The organism is Streptomyces sp. NPDC021224 (assembly GCF_044332905.1).
GTDB lineage: Bacteria > Actinomycetota > Actinomycetes > Streptomycetales > Streptomycetaceae > Actinacidiphila.
Map to the genome: position 1 here is coordinate 266,246 of NZ_JBIRPW010000004.1, position 23,273 is coordinate 289,518.

At 73.9% G+C, this 23,273-nt stretch carries 15 protein-coding genes; 12 read left to right on the forward strand and 3 right to left on the reverse strand.

Annotated features, from left to right (window positions below):
* Positions 1-440: 440 nt before the first annotated feature.
* Both ACH4PY_RS12845 and ACH4PY_RS12850 read left to right on the forward strand, forming a co-directional pair.
* Positions 441-2,540 carry a discoidin domain-containing protein gene (locus ACH4PY_RS12845; RefSeq protein ID WP_398180835.1) on the forward strand — a complete coding sequence of 700 codons (2,100 nt, stop codon included), beginning with the start codon at positions 441-443 and terminating at the stop codon, positions 2,538-2,540.
* Positions 2,541-2,646: 106 nt separating this feature from the next.
* Positions 2,647-5,988, forward strand: coding sequence for a glycoside hydrolase family 3 C-terminal domain-containing protein (locus tag ACH4PY_RS12850; RefSeq protein WP_398180008.1), 3,342 nt, complete (start codon positions 2,647-2,649; stop codon positions 5,986-5,988).
* 146 nt (positions 5,989-6,134) lie between these two features.
* Here ACH4PY_RS12850 and ACH4PY_RS12855 read toward each other — a convergent pair whose 3' ends face one another.
* Entirely contained in the window at positions 6,135-7,526 is a 1,392-nt protein-coding gene (locus ACH4PY_RS12855) for an NADP-dependent succinic semialdehyde dehydrogenase (protein ID WP_398180011.1), read from the reverse strand.
* 366 nt (positions 7,527-7,892) lie between these two features.
* Between ACH4PY_RS12855 and ACH4PY_RS12860 the strand changes: the two genes are divergently transcribed.
* The gene (locus ACH4PY_RS12860; RefSeq protein ID WP_398180014.1) at positions 7,893-9,395 is read left to right on the forward strand and encodes a hydrolase; all 1,503 of its coding nucleotides are present in this window, start codon (positions 7,893-7,895) and stop codon (positions 9,393-9,395) included.
* 30 nt (positions 9,396-9,425) lie between these two features.
* Here ACH4PY_RS12860 and ACH4PY_RS12865 read toward each other — a convergent pair whose 3' ends face one another.
* Together ACH4PY_RS12865 and ACH4PY_RS12870 are read right to left on the reverse strand one after the other, a co-directional pair.
* The gene (locus tag ACH4PY_RS12865) at positions 9,426-11,639 is read right to left on the reverse strand and encodes a SpoIIE family protein phosphatase (protein WP_398180016.1); all 2,214 of its coding nucleotides are present in this window, start codon (positions 11,637-11,639) and stop codon (positions 9,426-9,428) included.
* A gap of 90 nt (positions 11,640-11,729) precedes the next feature.
* Positions 11,730-11,981 carry a hypothetical protein gene (locus ACH4PY_RS12870; RefSeq protein WP_398180019.1) on the reverse strand — a complete coding sequence of 84 codons (252 nt, stop codon included), beginning with the start codon at positions 11,979-11,981 and terminating at the stop codon, positions 11,730-11,732.
* Between the two features lie 808 nt (positions 11,982-12,789).
* Between ACH4PY_RS12870 and ACH4PY_RS12875 the strand changes: the two genes are divergently transcribed.
* The 9 genes from ACH4PY_RS12875 (at position 12,790) to ACH4PY_RS12915 (ending at position 23,244) form a co-directional block, all read left to right on the forward strand.
* Positions 12,790-14,973 carry a hypothetical protein gene (locus tag ACH4PY_RS12875; RefSeq protein ID WP_398180022.1) on the forward strand — a complete coding sequence of 728 codons (2,184 nt, stop codon included), beginning with the start codon at positions 12,790-12,792 and terminating at the stop codon, positions 14,971-14,973.
* 184 nt (positions 14,974-15,157) lie between these two features.
* A complete protein-coding gene (gene pelF / locus ACH4PY_RS12880; protein WP_398180025.1) occupies positions 15,158-16,705 on the forward strand; it encodes a GT4 family glycosyltransferase PelF in 1,548 nt (515 codons plus the stop codon).
* Complete coding sequence (locus ACH4PY_RS12885; RefSeq protein WP_398180028.1) at positions 16,702-18,207, forward strand: hypothetical protein; 1,506 nt, start codon at positions 16,702-16,704, stop codon at positions 18,205-18,207. Before pelF ends, ACH4PY_RS12885 begins: the two co-directional genes overlap by 4 nt.
* Positions 18,208-18,266: 59 nt before the next feature.
* On the forward strand, positions 18,267-19,268 hold the full coding sequence (locus ACH4PY_RS12890) for an SDR family NAD(P)-dependent oxidoreductase (protein ID WP_398180031.1): 1,002 nt from the start codon (positions 18,267-18,269) through the stop codon (positions 19,266-19,268).
* Positions 19,269-19,316: 48 nt separating this feature from the next.
* The gene (locus tag ACH4PY_RS12895; protein WP_398180034.1) at positions 19,317-20,030 is read left to right on the forward strand and encodes a nucleotidyltransferase family protein; all 714 of its coding nucleotides are present in this window, start codon (positions 19,317-19,319) and stop codon (positions 20,028-20,030) included.
* Positions 20,027-20,962 (forward strand): NAD-dependent epimerase/dehydratase family protein, encoded by a 936-nt coding sequence (locus tag ACH4PY_RS12900; RefSeq protein ID WP_398180037.1) that lies wholly within the window; start codon positions 20,027-20,029, stop codon positions 20,960-20,962. The genes ACH4PY_RS12895 and ACH4PY_RS12900 overlap by 4 nt, the downstream gene beginning before the upstream one ends.
* Complete coding sequence (locus ACH4PY_RS12905; protein WP_398180040.1) at positions 20,959-21,645, forward strand: spherulation-specific family 4 protein; 687 nt, start codon at positions 20,959-20,961, stop codon at positions 21,643-21,645. The genes ACH4PY_RS12900 and ACH4PY_RS12905 overlap by 4 nt, the downstream gene beginning before the upstream one ends.
* Positions 21,642-22,460: an endo alpha-1,4 polygalactosaminidase gene (locus tag ACH4PY_RS12910; protein ID WP_398180043.1), complete on the forward strand. Its 819-nt coding sequence runs from the start codon at positions 21,642-21,644 to the stop codon at positions 22,458-22,460. Before ACH4PY_RS12905 ends, ACH4PY_RS12910 begins: the two co-directional genes overlap by 4 nt.
* Positions 22,461-22,839: 379 nt before the next feature.
* A complete protein-coding gene (locus ACH4PY_RS12915; RefSeq protein ID WP_398180046.1) occupies positions 22,840-23,244 on the forward strand; it encodes an NTP pyrophosphohydrolase in 405 nt (134 codons plus the stop codon).
* The last annotated feature ends 29 nt before the right edge of the window (positions 23,245-23,273 follow it).

The window sequence follows — 23,273 nt, forward strand, 5'->3', positions numbered from 1 at the left end:
GGTCCCGGCGCCGGGCGCCGGGTCACGTCAAGGCGCTTTCCGGCCCGTTTCCGGCGCCGGGGCGACGGCCCCAGCGTAGGGTCGGAAGCCGCCGCGGCGGCCGTACGGCACGTCCCGCTGCGTCGGGTTCACACCCCCGGCGCCACCGGCCGCAGGCCTGGGTGATCGCCCGTCAAGATCTTGCACACAGCGAGATGCCGCATAACGCGTCTATGCGGGCAAGGAGTTCGCTGATCGTTCGAATCTCGACGGCGACGTGGAACGTCGTGAAACAGCGGTACCAATCTCGTTCACTTTCTTGACGTGTCAGCAACAGCGCCGTAATCATCGCTGCCATCAGAGAGCGCTCTCACACGCACCCAGGAGACGCCGTGACCGGCAACCCCCCACCTCTGTCCAGACGCCTACCCCGCTCGCTCGTCTTCGCGTTCGTCGCCGCGATGCTCGCGGCGTTCGCCCTCGCGGTCACCCAGAGCCCGGCTCGGGCCGCGGGCACCCTGCTGTCGCAGGGCAAGACCGCGACCGCCTCCTCCACGGAGAACGCCGGCACCCCGGCCTCGGCCGCGGTGGACGGCAACACCGGCACCCGCTGGTCCTCCGCGGCCAGCGACCCGCAGTGGCTCCAGGTCGATCTCGGGGCCACCGACTCGATCAGCTCCGTCACCCTCAACTGGGAGACGGCCTACGCCAAGGCCTTCCAGATCCAGACCTCGGCCGACGGCACCAACTGGACGAACATCTACTCCACCACCACCGCGACCGGTGGCGTCCAGAACCTCACCGTAAACGGTTCCGGGCGCTATGTCCGGATCTACACGACGGCCCGCGCCACCCAGTACGGCGTGTCGCTGTGGGAGTTCCAGGTCTACGGCGCCACCGGCACCGGCAACGCCGCCTGCGGCACCGCGAACGCGGCGCTGCACAAGACCGCGACGGCCTCCTCGACCGAGAACGCCGGCACCCCCGCCTCCTCCGCGGTGGACGGCGACAACGGCACCCGCTGGTCCTCGGCGGCGTCCGACCCGCAGTGGATCCAGGTCGACCTCGGCTCGTCGCAGAACATCTGCGGCGTGCAGCTGACCTGGGAGACCGCCTACGCCAAGGCCTACCAGATCCAGGTCTCGGCCGACGGCAGCAACTGGACCACCGCCTACTCCACCACGACCGGCCCCGGCGCCACCGAGCTGATCAGCCTCACCGGCACCGGCCGCTACGTGCGGATGTACGGCACCCAGCGCGCCACGCAGTACGGCTACTCGCTGTGGGAGTTCCAGGTCTTCACCGGCGGCACCGGCAGCAACGGCGGCGCCAACGGGGGCGGTGACAACGGCGGCAGCACGGGCGGTACGACCCCGCCCGGCGACTCGAAGCTGCTGTCGTACAACAAGCCCGCCACCGCCTCGACCTACCAGGACGCCAACAGCTGCACCGGCTGCACCCCGGCCAAGGCCTTCGACGAGGACCCGGCGACCCGCTGGGCCACCAGCGACGTCAACGGCTGGGTCGACCCGGGCTGGATCGCGGTGGACCTCGGCGCGACCGCGCACATCACCCAGGTCGTCCTGCAGTGGGACCCGGCCTACGCGACGGCGTACCAGATCCAGACGTCCGCCGACGGCAACAACTGGACGTCCATCTACTCCACCACGACCGGCAAGGGCTTCAAGGAGACCCTGAACGTCGACGGCACCGGCCGCTACGTGCGGATGTACGGCACCGCGCGCAGCAACGGCTACGGCTACAGCCTGTGGACCTTCGACGTCTACGGCACCGGCGGCAACCCCACCCCGCCGCCCGCGCTGCCGCCGAACCCGGGCAACCCGGAGCACCTGGTGTGGAGCGACGAGTTCAACGGCGCGGCCGGCTCCAAGCCGGACACGAGCAAGTGGACCCAGGACACCGGCGGCGGCCAGAACGGCGAGCTGGAGTACTACACCAACGGCGACAACACCACGATGGACGGCAACGGCAACCTCGTCATCGAGGCCCGGAAGGAGAACGTCCAGGGTCACCAGTACACCTCGGGCCGGATCAACACCTCCGACCACTTCAACTTCACCTACGGGCACGTCGAGGCGCGGATCAAGGTGTCCGGCACGCAGGGCCTGTGGCCGGCGTTCTGGATGCTGGGGTCGAACTTCAAGACCGGCACGCCGTGGCCGAACTCCGGTGAGATCGACATCATGGAGCACGTCGGCAAGGTCCCGGACTCGGTCTACTCCACGCTGCACGCCCCGGCGTACAACGGCGGCAACGGCTACGGCCAGCCCTACCAGATCGCGGGCGGCGACTTCGCGAACGACTTCCACACCTACGCGGTGGACTGGGACTCCACCCACATGACCTTCTCGGTGGACGGGCACGCGTTCTTCACCGCCGACAAGGCCACGGTGGAGTCGACCCGCGGCCCGTGGGTCTACGACCACCCGTTCTACATCATCCTCAACAACGCGGTGGGCGGTGACTGGCCGGGCGCGCCCGACGCCAGCACGGTCTTCCCGCAGAAGATGCTCGTCGACTACGTGCGCGTCTCGCAGTAGCCGCGCCACCCCGGGCCGCCCGGGTCCCGCCTCCCGCGGGACCCGGGCGGCCTGCCCCACCCCCCACCTCCGACGGCCCCCACGCCGCGCGAGAGAGGCATTCCCCATGCTGCACACCCCGTACAGCACTCCCCCACCGTCCGCCCGCAGAGGGCCGTCCGCCGCGCAGGCCCGGCTCGCCGCCCTCGTCGGTTTCGTCCTGGTCATGGCGCTGGCGCTGGTCGCGGCGCCGCGTATCGCGCACGCCGCCGACCCGGTCCTGCTCTCGCAGGGCAAGCCCGCGACCGCGTCCTCCGCCGAGAACGCCGGCACCCCCGCGTCGGCCGCGGTGGACGGCGACGACGGCACCCGCTGGTCCAGCGGCTTCACCGACCCGCAGTGGATCCAGGTGGACCTGGGCTCCAGCCAGCCCGTCAGCCGGGTGGACCTGCACTGGGAGACCGCCTACGCCAAGGCCTTCCAGATCCAGGTCAGCGCGGACGGCAGCGCGTGGACGAACGTGTACTCCACCACCACCGCGACGGGCGGCAACCAGTCACTGAACGTGACCGGCACCGGCCGCTACGTCCGGGTGTACGGCACCCAGCGCGCCACCCAGTACGGCTACTCGCTGTGGGAGTTCCAGGTCTACGGCGGCAGCTCGGGCGGCGGCACCGGCGGCACCACCGGCGGGGGCGGCACCACACCGGGCGCGTGCGGCAACTCCGGCGCGGCCACCGGCAAGCCGGCCACCGCCTCCTCCACGCAGGACGCCGGCACCTTCCCGGCGTCGGCGGCCTTCGACGGCAACGCCGGCACCCGCTGGTCCTCGGCGGCGTCCGACCCTCAGTGGATCCAGGTGGACCTCGGCTCGGCCCAGGACGTGTGCGGGGTGACGCTCAACTGGGAGGCCGCGTACGGCACGGCGTACCAGATCCAGACGTCCGCCGACGGCACCAACTGGAGCACCGCCTACTCCACCACCGCGGGCAAGGGCGGCGTGGAGACCCACGACTTCACCGCGCACACCCGCTACGTGCGGGTCTACGGCACCCAGCGCGCCACGCAGTGGGGCTACTCCCTGTGGGAGGTGCAGGTCCTCTCGCCCGGCGGCGGGGAGACCGAGCCGCCCGGCGGCGGCACGGGCGGTGACGGCGGCAACGGCGTGTGCCCGTGGGTGGGTTCGACCGCGCCGGTCGCCGACCGGGTGGCGCAGGTGCTGTCGCACATGACGCAGACGCAGAAGCTGACGATGCTGCACGGCAACGGCCAGGCGTACCCGTACATCGGCAACACCGACCCGATCGCGTCGCTGTGCATCCCGGCGATGGGCTACCACGACGGGCCCAGCGGGGTCGGCGACGGCTTCGGCGGGGTGACGCAGCTGCCGTCCGCGGTGTCGTCCGCGGCGACCTGGGACACCGCGCTGCAGAAGAGCTACGGCACGGTGGCCGGCAACGAGTTCGCGGGCAAGGGCGTGGACGTGGCGCTCGGCCCGACGATGAACATCGTGCGCGACCCGCGCTGGGGCCGGGCCTTCGAGACGTACAGCGAGGACCCGTACCTGAGCGCCCAGATGGCGACCGCGAGCATCCAGGGCATGCAGAGCCAGGGGGTGATGGCGCAGGCCAAGCATGTCGCCGTCTACAACCAGGAGACCAACCGCAACGGGCCGGCCGACAACGCGATCGTCGACCAGCGCACGCTGCACGAGATCTACCTGCCGGCCTTCCAGGCGGCGGTGAGCAAGGGCGCGTCGGCGTCGGTGATGTGCGCCTACTCGACCGTCAACGGCGTGTACGCGTGCCAGAACGCCGACCTGCTGAAGAAGGGCCTCTACCAGGAGGCGGGCTTCAACGGCTTCGTCACCAGCGACTGGGGCGGCGCGCACTCGACGGTGGACGCGGCCAACAACGGCATGACGGTGGAGATGCCGGGCGGCTACTTCTACGCCGACTTCCTGGCGCAGGCGGTGGCCGCCGGGCAGGTCAGCCAGGCGACGCTGGACACGATGGTCACCCGGGTGCTGACGCAGATGTTCGCCTTCGGGATCTTCGAGAAGCACAAGACCGGCAACCGCGACTCGGTCGTGACCAGCGCGGCGCACCAGACCACCGCGCGGCAGGTCGCCGAGCAGGGCTCGGTGCTGCTGAAGAACGACGGCAACGTGCTGCCGCTCGCGGGCGCCAACGCCACCTCGATCGCGGTCATCGGCCCGGACGGCGGCGCGGGCGTGCGCAGCGTCGGCGGCGGCAGCGCCACCTCGACCAGTTCGGGCACGGTCGCGCCGATCGACGCGATCAAGAAGCGGGCCGGCACGGGCGCCTCGGTGACGTACAACGACGGCACGGACGTCAACGCGGCCGTGACCGCGGCGCGGGCGGCGAAGGTGGCGGTCGTGTGCGTCGGCTACGGCGAGAACGAGGGCACCGACCAGGCGAACATCGACCTGCCGAACAACCAGAACGCGCTGGTGCAGCAGGTCGCCGCGGCCAACCCCAACACGATCGTCGTCCTCAACACCGGCTCGGCGGTCACCATGCCGTGGCTCGGCCAGGTCAAGGGCGTCGTGGAGGAGTGGTACGCGGGCCAGGAGGTCGGCAACTCGCTGGCGGCGCTGCTGTTCGGCGACGTCAACCCGTCCGGCAAGCTGCCGGTGACCTTCCCCGCCTCACTGAACGACGTGCCGGCGCACACCGCGGCGCAGTGGCCGGGCCAGGGCAACGTGCAGTACAGCGAGGGCCTGAAGGTCGGCTACCGCTGGTACGACGCGCAGAACATCGCACCGCTCTTCCCGTTCGGCTTCGGCCTGTCCTACACCTCGTTCTCCTTCTCGGGGCTCCAGGTGGGCGCGCTGGACGGCAGCGGCAACGCGACGGTCAGCGCGACCGTCACCAACACCGGCAGCCGGGCGGGCGCCGAGATCGCCCAGCTCTACGTCGGCGACCCGGCCTCCACGGGCGAGCCCGCCAAGCAGCTCAAGGGCTTCTCGCGGGTGGACCTCCAGCCGGGGGCGAGCGCGAAGGTGACGTTCACGGTGAGCGCGCACGACCTGGCGTACTGGAACACCTCGTCGTCGTCCTGGACGACGGCGGCGGGCGCGTACCAGATCATGGTCGGGGACTCGTCGCGGAACCTGCCGCTGACGGGGACGCTGAACGTGGCGACCGCGATGAGCGCGAAGACGGTCGACGCGGCGGCCACCGCCAAGGCGTCGGTGACCGTGGCCAACCCGGCGGGCATGAGCGGCCCGAAGGGCACCTCGGTGCGGCTGCCGGTCACGGCGGCCTCGTCCACGGGCGCGGCGCTGTCCTTCGACGCGGTGGGCCTGCCCGCGGGGCTGGTGATCGGCAAGGACGGCGTGATCTCCGGGACGCCGACCGCGAAGGGCACCAGCACGGTGAGCGTGACGGCCTCGGACGGCAGGGGCGCGGCGGACACCGCGACCTTCGTCTGGACGGTCACCTGACCGCCTGACCCCGGCCGGGGCCCGAGGGCGGGCCCCGGCCGGTTGTGAAGATCCGGCGTACGTACCGCAGGATTCTGCCTCCCCATGGGTGAAACCGATGCCCCATGGGGAGGCAGATGTACATGACAAGACGAGGCCGGGCGGGCTCAGCGGCCGAACCACACGGTCGTGACGTTGCAGAACTCGCGGATCCCGTGCCCGGACAGCTCGCGCCCGTAGCCGGAGCGCTTGACGCCACCGAACGGGAAGGCCGGGTGCGAGGCGGTCATCCCGTTGAAGAAGACCCCGCCGGCCTCCAGGTCGCGGACGAAACGGCGCTGCTCGGCCTCGTCGCGCGTCCAGACGTTGGAGCTGAGCCCGAACGGCGTGTCGTTGGCCAGCGCCACGGCCGCGTCCAGGTCGGGCACCCGGTAGAGGGTCGCCACCGGCCCGAAGGCCTCCTCGCGGTGGATGCGCATCGCCTCCGTCACCCCGGACAGCACCGTGGGCTCGTAGAACCAGCCGTCCGGCTGTGCCTCGGGGCGGCGGGCCCCGCACAGCGCCTCGGCGCCCCGCGCCAGCGCGTCGTCGACCAGCTCCTCCAGATCGGTGCGGCCCTGCTCGGTGGCCAGCGGGCCGACGTCCGTGGACAGGCTCGTCGGATCGCCGACGCGCAGCGCGCTCATGGCGCGGGTGAAGCGCTCGGCGAAGCGGTCGTGGACGTCGGCGTGCACGATGAAGCGCTTGGCGGCGATGCAGGACTGGCCGTTGTTCTGCACCCGGGCGGTCACCGCGACCTCCACCGCGCGGTCCACGTCGGCGGACGGCATGACCACGAAGGGGTCGCTGCCGCCCAACTCCAGCACCGTCTTCTTGACCTCGTCGCCCGCCACCGAGGCGACCGCGCGCCCGGCGCCCTCGCTGCCGGTCAGGGTCGCGGCGGCCACCCGCGGGTCGCGCAGCACCGCCTCGATCGCACCCGAGCCGACCAGCAGCGTCTGGAAGCAGCCCGCGGGGAAGCCCGCGCGGTGGAAGAGGTCGCCCAGGTAGAGGGCAGTCTGCGGCACGTTGGAGGCGTGCTTGAGCAGCCCGGTGTTGCCCGCCATGAGCGCGGGGGCGGCGAACCTGACCACCTGCCAGAGCGGGAAGTTCCACGGCATCACCGCGAGCACCACGCCCAGCGGGCGGTAGCGGACGTACGCGCGGCTCCCGCCGCTGTCGGCGACGTCGGCGGTGTCCGGGTGCTCGTCGGCGAGCAGCGCCTCGGCGTGCCCCGCGTACCAGCGCATCGCCTTGGCGCACTTGGCCGCCTCGGCGCGGGCCGCGGCCAGCGTCTTGCCCATCTCCAGCGTCATGGTGCGGGCGATGTCGTCCTGCTCCTTGTCGAGCAGGTCGGCCGCCGCGCGCATCAGCCCGGCCCGGTGGGCGAACCCGGTCGTCCGCCACTCCCGGAAGGTGTCGTACGCGGTGGCGATCCGCTGCTCGACCCCGGCCGCGTCCAGGGCGTCGAAGGTACGGACCGTCTCCCCTGTCGCGGGGTTCACGGTGGCGATCGGCATGCTGCTCCTCCTCCTGCCGCGGGCCTGACCGGGCGGGCGCGGCGAGCGGGCGCCCACCAGGCGCGGGTACCCGCGCGGAGGCGGTCCATGCGGCGGTGCCGCCATCCTTCCCGCTGCCGCCGCCCGCCACTCCCAGCCGGGCCCGGACGGCGGCCGACGGCACCCGCCCGGCGCAACCGGGCGGCCCGCCGGTCGCCCGTGCGGGTGAATCGCCCACGGTCTGCCTGCGGCGGCGGGGAGCCGACCGGCAGCGTTCATTCACCGGTAACGCACGCCACATCAGTCACCACATCTACGCGCGCAGAATCTCTTCCGCAGCTCGCTCCCCGCACCCCCACCCACCGCCCCCCACCTGGAGGTTGACGGATGCCCGGCACACGTAACCCCAACCCGCGCCGCAGGGCGGCGCTCGCCGCGACCGCGTTCCTGGGCGCCGCCGCCCTGGCCGCGGCCGGTGTCGCCACCGGCAGCGCGCAGGCCGCACCGGACAGCGCCGCGGCCGCCGCCGCGACCACGCACCGGGTGCTGTTCGACAACACCAAGGCGGAGACGGCGGGCAACGCCGACTGGATCATCAGCACCAGCCAGCCCGACCCGCTCGGCCAGAACAGCTCGCCCAGCAAGGAGACCGACTGGACCGGCGCGCTGTCCTCGTGGGGTGTGGCCCTGCAGAAGGCCGGCGGCTACAGCCTTGCGACCCTGCCGTCCGGCCGCACCATCACCTACGGCAACAGCAGCAACGCGCAGGACCTGAGCAACTTCGACACCTTCGTGCTGCCCGAGCCCAACGTGAAGCTCACCGCCGCGGAGAAGACCGCGGTCATGAACTTCGTCAAGAACGGCGGCGGGCTGTTCCTGATCTCCGACCACAACAACAGCGACCGCAACAACGACGGCTGCGACTCGCCCTGCGTCATCAGCGACCTGCTGACGAACAACGGCGTCGACAACACCGACCCGTTCGGCTTCACCGTCGACAAGCTCGACATCAGCACCGACAACCCGCGGGCGGTCAGCAACGCCTCCGACCCGGTGCTGCACGGCCCGTTCGGCACGGTGACCGGCAGCATCCTGCGCGACGGCACCACCTTCACGCTCAACCCGTCCGACAACTCCGCGGTCAAGGGCCTGCTCTACCGGACCGGCTACTCCGGCAACACCGGTGCCTTCTTCGCCACCAGCACCTTCGGCAGCGGCCGGGTGGCGATCTGGGGCGACAGCTCCCCCGTGGACGACGGCACCGGCCAGTCCGGCAACACCCTCTACGACGGCTGGAACGACCCCGCGGGCACCGACGCGGCACTCGCGCTCAACGCCACGGCGTGGCTGTCCGGCTCCGGCGGCACCACGACCGCCCCGCCGACCACTCCCCCGACCACGCCTCCGACCGGCGGCGGCACCTGCACCTCCCGCCAGCTGCTGGCCAACCCCGGCTTCGAGTCGGGCGCCTCGTCGTGGTCGGCGTCCAGCGGTGTGATCAACAACGACAGCGGCGAGGCGGCGCACAGCGGCTCGTACAAGGCCTGGCTCGACGGCTACGGCACCGCGACCACCGACACGCTCTCCCAGTCGGCCGCCATCCCGGCGGGCTGCTCCGCGCAGCTGAGCTTCTACCTGCACATCGACACCGCCGAGACCGGCAGCACCGCCTACGACACCCTCACGGCCCAGGTGCTCAACTCCTCGGGCACCGTGCTGAGCACGCTCGCGACGTACACCAACGTCCAGGCGGCCTCCGGCTTCACGCAGCGCTCCTTCGACCTGAGCGCCTACGCGGGCCAGACGGTCACGGTCAAGTTCACCGGGACCGAGGGCTCCAAGCTCCAGACGTCCTTCGTCATCGACGACACCGCGCTCACCGTGAACTGAGCGGAACCGCGCCACCCGCGGCCCGGACGGTCAGCCGCCGTCCGGGCCGCGCCCGTCCCGCTCCCCGGTCCCGGACTCCTCCGCCGTCCGGTCCGCCGTCCGGTCCGCCGCCAGATCCTCCGCGGGGCCGAACTCGCACCACACGGCCTTGCCGTCGCCGCGCGGCTCGACGCCCCAGCGGACGGACAGCGCGTCGATCATCAGCAGCCCGCGGCCGGACGTCGCCGCCTCACCCGGCGAGCGGCGGCGCGGCCATGCGCTGGAGCGGTCCTGCACCGTCAGCCGGATCCGGCGCACCGGCTCCGGCAGCACCTCCAGCGTCAGCACCGCGCCGCCCTCGGTGTGCAGCAGGACGTTCACCAGCAGCTCGCCGGCCGCCAGCTCCACGTCGTCGGCCAGGTCGGACATCCGCCACCCGGCGAGCGTCTGGCGCAGCGCCCCGCGCGCCTCGGCCAGCCCTTCCGGGTCGGCCTGGTGGACGTAGGAGTGCATCCGCGGCGCCAGGCCCGTGCCCGGGTCCGGATCGCGGCGCACCACCAGCAGCGCCACGTCGTCCTGCGAGCCCCAGCGCTCCCACAGGTTGCCCGCGAGGTGGTCGGCGAGCCCGTCGGCGTCCTGCGGCCCGTCCCGTACGGCCTCGGCCAGCACGTCCATGCCGACCGTGATCTCCTGGCCGCGCTCCTCGACGAGTCCGTCGGTGCAGAACACCAGCGTCTCGCCGGGCACGAGGTCGAGCCGGGTCTCGGGGAACTCGTGCATGTCCACGGCGGTGGCCACGCCCAGCGGCAGGCCGCCGCGCACATTGGGCCAGCCGGTGCGGCCGTCGGTGTGCCGTATCAGCGGGCCGAGGTGCCCGGCGCGCACCGCGCGCACCGCGCCGGTCGCGAGGTCGAGCTCGGCGTAGCTGCATGTCGCGAAGCGCTCGGTGTCCAGCTCGGCGAGGAAGCGGGAGGCGCGGGCCAGCACGGTCGCGGGGGCGTGGCCCTCGGCGGCGTACGCGCGCAGTGCGATCCGCAGCTGGCCCATGACCGCGGCGGCGTGCGTGTCGTGCCCCTGGACGTCGCCGACGACCAGGCCGACGCGGTTCTGCGGCAGCGCCACCACGTCGTACCAGTCACCGCCGACTTCCCGGCCGCGGGAGGCCGCGTGGTAGCGGACCGCGATGCCGACACCGTCGAAGCGCGGGATGTCGCGCGGCAGCATCGAGGACTGCAGCCCGGTGGCGAACTCCCGCTCGCGGTCGAAGAGCATCGCGCGCTGCAGGGACTGCGCCACGATCGCGGCGAGCGACGCGTACAGCTCGCGGTCGTCGTGGCCGAACTCCCGCTCCTCGCGGTAGAACAGCCCGAGTGCGCCGATCGAACGGCCCTGCGCGATGAGCGGCAGGAACGCCGCGGAGGCCATCCCGGAGGCGGCGAAGTAGGCGCGCGCGGCCGGGAAGCGCTCGGCCAGCTTGTCCAGGGACGACGCGAAGCGCGAGCGCATCGTCATCACCACGTCGTCCAGCGGCAGCGACCCGTCAGAGCGCCGCACGGCGAGTTCGCCGGTCCACGCGTTCGGCGCACCGGTGGTGCCGAGGACCCGCAGGTTGCCGCCCTCGACGAGGGCCAGCAGCATCGCGTCGGCGCCGAACCGCTCCAGCCCGCCCGCGCCGGTGACGACCGCGGTGACGTCCTCGACCGTCACCGCCCGGGACAGCGCCTCGGTGGTCAGCCGCACCACCGGGGCCAGGCTCTGCCGCACACCGTCCGCGGCCCGGCTCGCGGGCATCTCGGTCGCCTGCACGTCGGGGGTCTGGGCCAGCTCGTCGGTCGCATCCCGGACGATGCCCACGATGCGGTAGGCGTTGCCGCGGCTGTCCCGCAGGATCGTGCCCTGGGTGTGCGTCCATTGCTTGGCGCCGTCCCGCCGGGTGATCTGGAAGTAGCCGCCGTAGCTGCGCATGCCCGACTGGAGCGCGCGGCGCAGCGCGTAGTCCACCCGGGCGCCCTCCTCGGGCGCGACCCGCAGCACGAGGGACTCCGGGCGGGAGTCGTACTCGCCGGGCCGCAGGTCGAAGACCTCCAGAGCGGCGTCGTCCAGTTCGAAGACGCCGCGGTCCAGATCCCAGTCGAAGCTGCCCATGCCGTTCAGGGCGAGCCGCTCCCCGAGACCGATCTCCGAATCCGGGGCCCGGTCCGCCTCGACGACGGGTCCGACCCGGGGGTCGTACCCGCTGCGGGCCGGCGGCTTGCTTTCGCTCACGCACTCTCCGGGGAGCTCGTATCTGCGATGGACCTCGGTTGTCCATTATGCCCCGAATGCGGCATTGCGTTCGAACGCAGGCCGCCCGGATCAGGCGGGCGGGGGCGCGGGGGCGGGCGGCGCCGCCTGGGCCGTCGGGGCCTCCGTAGCCCTCGGAGCCGTCGGAGCCACGAAGGCGAGGGAGACCAGGCCCGGCGGGGCGCCGAGACGGGCGGGCGGACCGACCGCGGGGAAGCGGTCGACCAGCGCGTCGAAGACGCGGTACGCGCTCGCCGCGTCACCCGCCGTGACCACCACGTGCACCAGGCCAGGCTCCCGCAGGCACTCCCAGTCCTCCCGCAACCTTCCGCTCCTCCCGCCGGGGTCTCTTCCGCCGGGAGGGACCACGGGGACGGGGGCGCAGTTGCAGCCGGGGGCGGCATTCACCCCCACGGGGGCGCGCGCGGGGCGCTTCAGGGGGCGCGCGGGATACGGACCGGGGGGCGCGGACGGCATGGGCGCGCGGGGGCCGGGTACGCGAAGGGCGACCGGAACGCAACTTATGGAGCTTGCGATGACCACACCCTTCCCTGACACCTATCCGCCGGTACCGACGCCGCCCGAGGAACCGGTGCCGGGTCCCGACCCGACGCCGACGCCCGAGCCGCATCCGGTTCCGGGACCCGTACCGACCCCGCCGTCACCGACACCGCCGGCCCCCGTGCCGCCGACGCCCGAGCCGACCCCGCAGCCGGGACCGCCGCCGATCGACTGACCGGCGCGGCCGACCCTCCGGAAAAGCGGGTGATCGCGGACCCGTTCGTCCCCGGGAAACCTCCGGGACCGCACCGCGCCCGCATGCTCGTGTCGAATCTGCAATCGAACGGTTCACCCGTTCGTGTGCACTTCGAAAATACAATCGACCATTCATCATTCAGGTCGATAATCCGCATGTATCGCGAGCATGACATCTCATAACACCGCAGGTGAGCGTGCCGCGCCCGGAAAATCCCCCGCAAGGCGTTTCCGTGCCTGCCGACGATCTCCGCAGGACGGTCACAATTCCTCCGCGCGATGATCCACCATGGGTCCCCGGACATACGGCCGGAAAAGTGCCGTTGCGAGTGGGAGTGCGCCGATGGGGAATCGGCGGCTGCCGGGGGAGAAATTCATGGGCAGAAGTGTGCGTGCCGCGGCGGTCGCGACCGCCGCGGCACTGGTCGGCCTGGTGCTCGCGCCGTCGGCGGCGCGGGCGGCGGCCGTCACCCCGCGGGTGGACCTGCGGGTGCTGGTGGTGGACGACGGGGGACCGGCCACCGCCGCGGTCACCGCGGAACTGGACGGCGCGGGGACCCCGTACACCACGGTGGACCTCACGGCGCCGGGACGCCCGGTGATCACCGCGGGTTTCCTGAGCGACACCGTCTCCGGGCGCCCGCGGGCGAAGTTCCAGGCCGTGGTGCTGCCGAACGAGAACCCCTTCGGGGCGGGCTCGGCCGAGATGGCGGCGCTCGCCGCGTACGAGACGGCGTACGGCGTACGGCAGGTGGACGCGTACACGTACGCCTCCCCCGCGGTCGGGCTGGACTACGCGCAGAACGGCGGCTACATCGGCCAACTCGACGGCGTTCAGGGGCAGGTGACCGCCCAGGGCGCCGCCGGTGACTTCGGCTATCTCAGGGGCGCGGTGCCCTTCGAGGACAACGACCCCTACCAGGCGGAGAGTTACGGCTACCTGGCCGCGCCGCTGACCGACCAGGCCGCGGGGGCGTCCTTCACCACGCTGGTGGACGCGCCCGTTCCCGGCAGCACCCGGCGCGGGGTGCTGGTGGGGCAGTACACCCACGACGGGCGCAGCGAGCTGGTGCTGCCGTTCGTCTACAACCAGTACCAGCAGCAGTTCCGGCTGCTGGCGCGCGGCATCGTGGAGTGGATGACGCAGGGTGTCCACCTCGGCGCCGACCGCAACTACTTCGAGGTGCAGGTCGACGACGTCTTCCTGGCCGACGACCGGTGGAACCCCACCCTCAACTGCACCCCGGGCGACGTCGACTGCCCGATCGGCACCGGCGGGGACGACAACCCGATCCGGATGACCGCGGACGACGCCGCCTACGCCGAACAGTGGTCGGCCGCGCACGGCTTCACCTTCGACTTCGTCTTCAACGGCGGCGGCAGCGAGGACTGGAAGTCCGACCACGACACGGCCACCGACCCGCTCGCGACCCGGCTGCTGGCCGACAAGAAGTCCTACCGCTGGGTCAACCACACCTATCTGCACCCCTTCCTGGGCTGCGTCCAGGACGTCACCGTGGTGCCGTGGCGCTGCGCGACGACCGCGAGCGGCGCCACCCAGTGGGTGAGCAGGGCCGACATCACCGCCGCCGTCAAGGACAACCGCGCCTGGGCCGCCGCCCACGGGCTCTCCCTGGACGACGACGAGCTGGTGACCGGCGAGCACTCCGGCCTGAAGGTGCTGCCGCAGCAGCCCGCCGACAACCCCAACCTCGCCCCGGCGCTCAGCTCGCTCGGCGTGAAGTACCTCGCGAGCGACAACTCCCGGGAGCCCGACCAGCGGACGGTCGGCCCCGCGGTCACCGTGCCGCGCTTCCCGATGAACGTCTTCTACAACGCCGGCACGGCGCAGGAGGAGACCGACGAGTACAACTGGATCTACACCAGCACCGCCCAGGGCGGCAGCGGCGCGTGCACCACGTCCGGCAACTCCACCTGCCTGCCCGCCCCGCTGGACCCGGCGACCGGCTACACCTCGTACATCGTGCCGCTGGAGGCACGCATCGACCTCGGGCACGTGCTCGGCAACAACCCGCGCCCGCACTTCGTCCACCAGTCCAACCTCGCCGAGGACCGCATCGCCTACCCGGTGCTGGAGCGCGTCCTCGGCGACTACGCGGGCCTGTTCGCCGCCTCCACCCCGGCGGTCAACCTGCGCACCGCGGACATCGCCACCGAGCTGCAGCGCAGGGCCGCGTGGAGCGCGGCGTGGAAGGGCGGCAAGGTGACCGCCTACCGGATCGGCGGCACCGTCACCGTGAGCGCGCCCTCCGGGGTCCAGATCGACGCGACGATGCCAGCCGGCACCCGGCAGTCCCAACTGCTGGGCTCCACCGCCTTCGGCACCGCGTACGCGGGCCGCACCTCCGGCTGGGCAACGCCGGGGCTCCTCCAGAGCGCGGTGACGCTCGCGCTGCCCGCGGCCGCCGTGCCCGCCGCCGCCGCGGCGTCCGCGCCGGGCACACCCGTCCGGCTCGCCGCCCCCGCCGGACGGCTGCCGGTGCCGCGCGGCGTCACGGACGCGGTGCCCGCAGGGCCGGGCGACAGCGCCCGCGACTGACCGGCCGACCGACTGACCGGCCGCACGGCTGAGCGGGTGCGCGCGGATCCGCGTCCCGCGCGCACCCACCCGTACAACCGCCGTCCGCGCCGCCGCCCGGACGCCCCGACGCCCCTTCCCCGCACCGCCCTCGCGCCCCGGCCCGTACCCGCCCGTCCCGACCCGTCCAGGGGGACACCACGTCATGCACGCAACTTCCGGCCTGCCCGCGGCGCGTCCCGCGCACGTGACGCTGCTGACCGAGGGAACGTATCCGCACAGCGCGGGCGGGGTGAGCGTCTGGTGCGACCAGCTGGTCCGCGCGATGCCCGACGTCGAATTCCGCGTCACCGCCGTCACCGCCACCGGCGGCGAGCCGCTCGCCTGGCAGCTCCCGCCGAACGTCACCGCGCTGGACGAACTGCCGGTGTGGGGCGACACCCCCGCCGGGCGCGAGCCGCGCGGGCGCGACCGGCGGGCACTGCTCACCGCGTGGGAGCGGCTGCTGACCGCGCTGCTCGCCGAGGGCAGCGGCGACGACGAACTGTTCGGGCCCGCGCTCCACGAACTCGGCGGGTGGGCCGAGGCGGGCACACTCTCGGCGGGCCTGCGCTCCGAAGCGGCGGTACGCACCCTGGCCCGGCTGTGGCGGCGGCCGGGCACGGACGCGGCGGCGGCCCGCCCGAGCCAGTACGACGCGCTGACCGGCACCGATCTGCTGGAGCACGCGCTGCGCCCGCTCGCCGCCACCCCGCCCACCGGTGTGGCGCACGCGGTGAGCGGCGGACTCGCGACACTGCCCGGACTGCTCGCCCACCACCGCGACGGCGTCCCCCTGCTGCTCACCGAGCACGGCGTCTACCAGCGCGAGCGCTACCTCGGACACCGCGGCGGGCCCTACCGCTGGCCGGTCAAGTCGCTGCTGCTGCACTTCTTCCGGCTGCTCGCCCGCGAGGCCTACCGGCACAGCGCGCTCGTCACCCCCGGCAACCGCTACAACCGGCGCTGGGAGGAGCACGGCGGCGCCGCGCCGGACCGTATCCGCACCGTCTACAACGGCGTCGATCCCTCGGCCTTCCCCGTCGCCGGGCCCGAACCGGAGGTGCCGACGCTCAGCTGGGCCGGGCGGATCGACCCGATCAAGGACCTGGAGACGCTGATCCGCGCCTTCGCGCTGGTCCGCGAGGAGATACCCGAGGCGCGGCTGCGCGTCTTCGGCGGCACGCCGCGCGGCGGTGAGGACTACCGGGCGCGCTGCGAGGAGCTGGCGCGGGAGCTGGGCGCGGGCGGCGCGGTGAGCTTCGAGGGCCGCGTCGACGACATCCGCACCGCGTACGCGGCCGGGCAGGTGGTGATGCTCTCCAGCATCAGCGAGGGCTTCCCCTTCACCCTCATCGAGGCGATGTCCTGCGGACGCTGCACCGTCTCGACGGACGTCGGCGGAGTGCGCGAGGCGGTCGGCGACACCGGCCTGGTCGTGCCGCCGCGCGACCCGGCCGCGATGGCGCTCGCCGCCCTCGCCCTGCTGCGCGACCCGGCCCGGCGCGCCGCGCTCGGCGAGGCGGCACGGATCCGGGTCATCGACCGCTTCACGCTGCGCAGGACCGTCGAGTCCTTCCGCGCCATCTACACGGGCCTGTCCGACACGGAGCCGCGCTCGGCCCGCAGCTACGCCGGTGTGACCTGGCTGCCGCGCCTGTGGCGCCCGACCGCCGCCCCCACGTCCCCCTCCGCCGCGGAGGGCACGGCATGAGCGGCGCGGTACGTCTGGGCGAGGCCCAGGCCCTGGGCGCACGGCCGGACGCGGGCCGGGCCCCCGCGGACGCCCCCGACGGCGCCGTACGGCTGCACACGGGCCAGCTTCCCGGCCGGGCCGTGCGGTTGCGGGCCGCGCCCGGGTGGGCGGCGGGTGACGCCGAGGTCGAACTCGCGGAACTGGCCGAGCGTCTCGGCGAGGGCTGCGCCGCCGCCGCGCACGCCGAGGAGATCGCCGCGCTGCTGGAGTCCGAGGGGCTGACGGACGAGCAGATCACCGGCCGCTACGGGCACCGCGACCTCTTCTCCCTCGCCGAGGCCCTCTTCACCCGGGTGCCGCGCGCCTACCCCGAGCCGGAGCCGCTGCCCGACCCGTGGCGTACGGGCCTGGCGCGCTGCGTGCTGCGCGGCCTGACCTTCGCGCTGCCCGGCGTGGCCTACCTGCTCGGCGGGCGCTGGGCGGGCGGCCCCGCGGGCCCCTTCGGGGTGAGCGCGGCGGTCGCGGGCTGGGCCGCCGCGGCGCTGGTCAGCTGGGGCTGGAACCAGGCCCTCGCGCACCGGGCGGGCCTGCTGCTGCTCGCCCGCCGCCCGCGCGCCGCCGCCCGCTGCCTGCTCACCGGCGGGGCCCTCGGCGTCCTTCCCGCCGCGGGCGCGGCCCTCGCCCTGACCGGCACCGCCCGCCCGGCCGCGCCGCTCTTCGCGCTCGGCCAGGCGCTGTACATGGCGGCCGCGACCGCCCTGCTCGTCCTGGACCGCGAGCGGCTGCTGCTGTACGTCCTCGCGCCGCTCCTCCCGGCCGCCGCCCTCGGCACCGCCGGTCTCCCCTCCGCCGTACCGGCCGCGCTGCTGTCGGCGACGGTCGCCGCGGCGGTGGCGGCGGCCTGGTGGGCGGGGCCGCGCGCGGGCCGCGTGGACGGCGCACCCTCACGCACGGACCGGGACGCGGCGCCCGTGCCGCTGCTGCGGTCGGTGCCGCTCGGGCTCGGCGGGCTGGCCGCCGGGGTGCTCGTGGTGGGCGCGGCGCTCGCCGGGGAGCTGGTGGGGGCGCTCACCGTGAGCATGGGCGTGGCCGAGTGGCTGCTCTTCCGCTTCCGCAGCCGCTGCCTGGGCGCGCTGCGGGCGACCGGGGTGGCCGAGCGGCTGCTCGCCAGGTCGTGGCGGGTGCTGGCGCGCTGCCTGGGCGGTTACGCGGCCGCGCTCGCCGTGCTCGCGGGCGTCGAGTCCGCGGTGCTCCCGGGGGCGGCCGCGTGGGACGCGCCGCATCTGGGCGTCCTGCTCGCGCTGGGCTGCGCGCTGTGGCTGGCCCTGCTGCTGCAGTCCTGCGGGCGGCCGTGGACGGCCGCCGCCACCCTGTCGGCGTCCGCCGCGGCGGCGATCGCGCTGCGGGCCGCGCACATCGGCACGCCGGGCGCGGTGTTCGGCGTGGTGAGCGCGGGCGCCGCGGCCGTCCTGCTCGCCGCCGCCACGACGGTCACCGCGCGCGTGACCACCCACCGCTGAACCTCCCCTCTGTTCCCACCCGTTGCCCAATCCCCCTGACCCCACCGAGGAGATCCACCGTGTCCACCGCAACTCCCGTCGCCGTCACCGGCGCCGAGGGCTTCATCGGCTCGCACCTGGTCGAGGCGCTCGTCGCCGCCGGCCGCCCGGTGCGGGCGATGGTGCAGTACAACTCCTTCTCGTCGCACGGCTGGCTGGACGAACTGCCGGCCGATGTGCGGGCGTGCGTCGAGGTGGTGATGGGCGACGTCCGCGACCCGGGGTCGGTGCGCGAGCTGGTCGCGGGCTGCGACACCGTCTACCACCTGGCCGCGCTCATCGCGATCCCGTACTCCTACCGCGCGCCCCGCAGTTACGTCGACACCAATGTCACCGGCACCCTCAACGTCCTCGAAGCGGTACGGGAGTCGGGCGTCGCGCGGCTCGTGCACACCTCCACGAGCGAGACGTACGGCACCGCGCAGACCGTACCGATCACCGAGGACCACCCGATCCGCACCCAGTCCCCGTACGCCGCGTCCAAGGCCGCCGCCGACCGGCTGGCGGACAGCTACCACGCCAGTTTCGGCACCCCGGTGGTGACGCTGCGGCCGTTCAACACCTACGGGCCGCGGCAGTCGATGCGAGCGGTGATCCCGACCGTGATCGGGCAGGTGGCCGCCGGGGAGCGGACGGTGACGCTCGGCGACCTGCGCCCCACCCGGGACTTCCTCTTCGTCAAGGACACCGCCGCCGCCTTCCTCGCGGTCGGCACCGCACCGGCCGAACGCGTCGTCGGCCGGACCTTCAACGCCGGCACGGGCGGTGAGATCTCGGTCGGCGAACTCGTCACGCTCATCGGCACGCTGATGGACGCCGACCTCGCCGTGCTGGAGGACCCGCAGCGGCTGCGCCCGTCCGGCTCCGAGGTGATGCGGCTGGTGTGCGACGCGACCCGGCTGCGCGCGGCGACCGGCTGGGCGCCCGCGCACCGCCTCGACGAGGGCCTCGCCCGCACCGTCGACTTCTTCCACGACCCCGCGCACCTGGCCCGTTACCGCACCGCCGCCTACAACGTCTGACGCTCCGTCATCTCACGTGACGAACCACCACCCCTGGGGGGAACCACCATGCACGCTGTCATCCTCGCCGGCGGCAAGGGCGTACGGCTGCGCCCGTACACCACCGCCCTGCCCAAACCGCTCGTCCCGATCGGCGACAGCCACGCGATCCTGGAGATCGTGCTCCGGCAGCTGGCCGGTGCCGGATTCCGCAGCTGCACGATCGCCATCGGCCATCTCGGCAACATCATCCGCGCCTACGTCGGCGACGGGTCGCAGTGGGGCCTCGACGTCGGCTACACCACCGAGGACAGCCCGCTCGGCACCATGGGCCCGCTGCTGACGATGCGCGACCACCTGCCCGAGCACTTCCTCGTGATGAACGGCGACATCCTCACCGACCTCGACTTCGGGCAACTGCTGCACGGCCACCGCGCCTCCGGGGCGCCGCTGACCATCGCCACCTACCCGCGCAGCGTCACCATCGACTTCGGGGTGCTCACCACCGACGAGGGCCAGGTCGTCGGCTTCACCGAGAAGCCGAGCATGGACTACCGCGTGTCGATGGGCGTCTACGGGGTCTCCCGGAGCACGCTCGACCGCTTCACCGCGGGCCTGCCGCTCGGCTTCGACGAGGTCGTCCTCGACCTGCTGGCCGCCGGACAGCCGCCGCGCGCCCACGAGTTCGAGGGCTACTGGCTCGACATCGGGCGCCCCGACGACTACGACCGGGCCAACGCAGAATTCAGCAGCCTGCGCCCGCTGCTGCTGAAGGGGGCGTGAGCGCCGTGCGCAGGATCCTGGTGCTCGGCGCCCGCGGCTTCCTCGGCGGGCCGGTCGCCGCCCGCCTCGCGGCGGAACCCGGCGTGACGGTGCTGCACGGCAGCCGCCGCGCGGCCCCCGCCGAAGGGCCCGCGCCCGACCTCGGGGTGGACCTCGGCTCCGTACCGGTCGATCTGCTCGCCGCCGCGCTCGGCGGGCTGCGCCCCGACGCCGTCGTCAACTGCGCGGGCCTGGCCGCGGGCCCGGCCAGCACCCTGGCCGCCGTCAACGCGCGGGGCGCGGCCGCGCTCGCCGAGGCGATGTCCGCCGCCGTGCCGAACGCCCGCCTGGTGCACCTGGGTTCGGCGGGCGAGTACGGGCCCGGCCTGCCCGGCGAACCGCTCGCCGAGACCGCACCGGCCCGCCCCGCCGGGGTCTACGGGGCGACCAAACTGGCCGGCACCCTCGCGGTGACCGGATCGGGCCTGGACGCCGTGGCCCTGCGGGTCTTCAACCCGGTCGGGGCCGGTGCCCCCGTGTCCGGCCTGCCCGGACGGCTCGCCGCGGCCTTCCGCGGCGCGCCGCCGGACGGCGTCGTCCGCACCGGCGACCTGGGCGCGTACCGTGACTTCGTGGACGTGGCGGACGTGGCCGAGGCGGTGGCACTGGCCGCCACCGCGCCCGGCCCGCTCCCCCCGGTGCTCAACATCGGCTCGGGCGTCGCGACCCCGGTGCGCGACCTGGCCGCCGAACTGGCCGTGCGGTGCGGCTTCACCGGCCGCGTCGACGAGTCCGGCACGGGCTCCGAACGCTCCGCCGCGGTCTCCTGGGTACAGGCGGACGTGTCGCTGGCCGCCACCGCGCTGGGCTGGCGCCCCACCCGCACCCTCCACGACTCCCTCGCGGCCCTCAGCCGGGCCGCCACCCCCGCCCCCGCCGGAGCCCGCCCGTGACACCCACCCCCGACCACCCGACCGGCACACTGCTGGTGCCGCTGTACGTCCACCCCGCCGTCGACCCCGGCGCCTGGCGCGCGCTGGAGCACACCGCCGACCGGCTGCACGGGGTGGTGCTCAACATCGCCGACGGGCCCGGCCGCGGCACACCCGACCGGGCCTTCGCCGCGGCGGCCAGGCGGCTGCGGGCCGCCGGGGTGCGGCTGTTCGGCTACGTCGACACCGACTACGCCACCCGGCCCGTGCAGGACGCCGCGCGCGACGTCCTGCTGCACCGGGAGTGGTACGGCGTCGGCGGGGTCTTCCTCGACCGCGCCGCCACCGGCCGCGACCGCCTGCCCTACTACCGGCGGCTCGCCCACACCGCACGGCTCGGCGGCGCCCCCGCCGTCGTCCTCAACCCCGGGGTGCACCCCGACCCCGCCTACACCGGCATCGCCGACCTGATCGTCACCTACGAAGGCAGTTGGACGGACTACGCCGCCGCGGCCGTCCCGCACTGGACCGCGGCCCACCCCCCGGCCCGCTTCTGCCACCTCGTCTACGACGTCCCCGGCGACGCCGCCGCCCGCGCCGTGGCCCGCACCGCCGCCCGCCGCGGCGCCGGAGTCCACTGCGCCGTGCCCGGCACCCCGCCCAACCCCTGGCAGCACTCCCCCGCCGCCGCGGAAGCCGCATGACCCGCCGACCGCTGGCCTGGCTCGCCGCCGCGCTGGTGCTCCTCGCCGGATGCACCACGGGTGGCGGGCCGGACCGGGCGGACCGGCCCGACCGGCCCGGCGACCGGGCCGCGGCCGGGCGGTGGCAGCCGCGGCCCGGGGTCGCCTGGCAGTGGCAGCTCAGCGGCACGCTCGACACGAGCGTCGACGTACCCGTCTACGACATCGACGGCTTCGAGAACGACACCGCCGCCGTCACCCGGCTGCACACCGCCGGACGCCACGTCATCTGCTACGTCAACGCGGGCGCGTGGGAATCCTTCCGGCCCGACGCCAAGAACTTCCCCACCGCCCTGCTCGGCCGCGGCGACGGCTGGGACGGCGAACGCTGGCTCGACATCCGCGCCCTCGACCGGCTCCGCCCCCTCATGGCGGCCCGCTTCGACATGTGCCGCACCAAAGGCTTCGACGCCGTCGAACCCGACCTCCTCGACGGCTACACCAACACCACCGGCTTCCCCCTCACCGCCGCCGACCAACTCGCCTACAACCGCATGATCTCCTCCCTCGCCCACGACCGCGGCCTGTCCGTCGCCCTCAAGAACGACCTCGGCCAAGTGCCCGACCTGCTCCCCGACTTCGACTTCTCCGTCGACGAACAGTGCGCGCAGTACGGCGAGTGCGAGCGGCTGGCGCCGTTCATCGCCGCCGGGAAGCCCGTCTTCCACGTGGAGTACGACCTGCGGACCGACCAGTTCTGCCCCGACGCACGGAAGCGGGGATTCAGCTCCATGCGGAAGCGCTTGTCGCTGGACGCTTGGCGGGACCCGTGCTGAGCCCCTTCCCGGGGTGAGGGTTCCACTGTCCCGGTGGGGGGTTCGCGCTGCCGGACCACCTGCCGGTGGGGGTTCCACCGTCCCGGTGGGGGGGTTCGCGCTGCCGCCGGACCACCCGCCCGTGGGGGCTGAGCGCGCAGTTCTCCCCCAGGCTCCGCCTGGGAGGTGCCCCCACGCGCCCCTGGGGGGTGCCCTCTGCACGCAGGATGACCGTTTTCAGAGGCGCGGGGGACTGCGCGCGCAACCCACCACCGGGGGGTGGTCCGGGACGGACAGGAGCACCCCTCTCGGGCGGTGACGACCCGCCGCCCCGGTGGGGGGCCCGGCACGCCGGGTGAGCGTTTCGTCGAGCACCTGCCCGGGAGGGCAGACTGCCGGGATGGGTGATGCCGGCGCAGTGGTCCTCGTGGACGGGGCGAATGTCGTGGGGTCGGTGCCGGACGGATGGTGGCGGGACCGGCGGGGGGCCGCGGAGCGGTTGCGGGACCGGCTGGTCGCGGTCGCCGCGAACGGGCTCGGGGCGGGCAGCGGCGCGCCCGAGTGGGCCGTAGGGGCGGCGGTCGAGGTCGTGCTGGTCACCGAGGGGCAGGCGCGCGGCGTGCCGTCCGTGCCGGGTGTCGAGGTCGTCGAGGCCCCGGGCAGCGGGGACGACCTCATCGCGCGGCTCGCGGCGGAAGCCGCCCCGCGCCCGTGCCTGGTCGTCACCGCCGACCGCGGGCTGCGGGCCCGGGTCGAGGCGGTGGGGGCGCGCTGCGTGGGGCCCCGCGCCGTCCGCCCCGCGTAAGAGCACCGCCGCGTCCGAAATCCGCTAGC

Excerpts from the sequence above, each read along its gene's own strand:
- ACH4PY_RS12845 (WP_398180835.1), top strand. The coding sequence starts at position 441 with ATGCTCGCGGCGTTCGCCCTCGCGGTCACCCAGAGCCCGGCTCGGGCC.
- ACH4PY_RS12850 (WP_398180008.1), top strand. The coding sequence starts at position 2,647 with ATGCTGCACACCCCGTACAGCACTCCCCCACCGTCCGCCCGCAGAGGG.
- ACH4PY_RS12855 (WP_398180011.1), bottom strand. The coding sequence starts at position 7,526 with ATGCCGATCGCCACCGTGAACCCCGCGACAGGGGAGACGGTCCGTACC.
- ACH4PY_RS12860 (WP_398180014.1), top strand. The coding sequence starts at position 7,893 with ATGCCCGGCACACGTAACCCCAACCCGCGCCGCAGGGCGGCGCTCGCC.
- ACH4PY_RS12875 (WP_398180022.1), top strand. The coding sequence starts at position 12,790 with ATGGGCAGAAGTGTGCGTGCCGCGGCGGTCGCGACCGCCGCGGCACTG.
- pelF (WP_398180025.1), top strand. The coding sequence starts at position 15,158 with ATGCACGCAACTTCCGGCCTGCCCGCGGCGCGTCCCGCGCACGTGACG.
- ACH4PY_RS12885 (WP_398180028.1), top strand. The coding sequence starts at position 16,702 with ATGAGCGGCGCGGTACGTCTGGGCGAGGCCCAGGCCCTGGGCGCACGG.
- ACH4PY_RS12895 (WP_398180034.1), top strand. The coding sequence starts at position 19,317 with ATGCACGCTGTCATCCTCGCCGGCGGCAAGGGCGTACGGCTGCGCCCG.
- ACH4PY_RS12910 (WP_398180043.1), top strand. The coding sequence starts at position 21,642 with ATGACCCGCCGACCGCTGGCCTGGCTCGCCGCCGCGCTGGTGCTCCTC.
- ACH4PY_RS12915 (WP_398180046.1), top strand. The coding sequence starts at position 22,840 with ATGGGTGATGCCGGCGCAGTGGTCCTCGTGGACGGGGCGAATGTCGTG.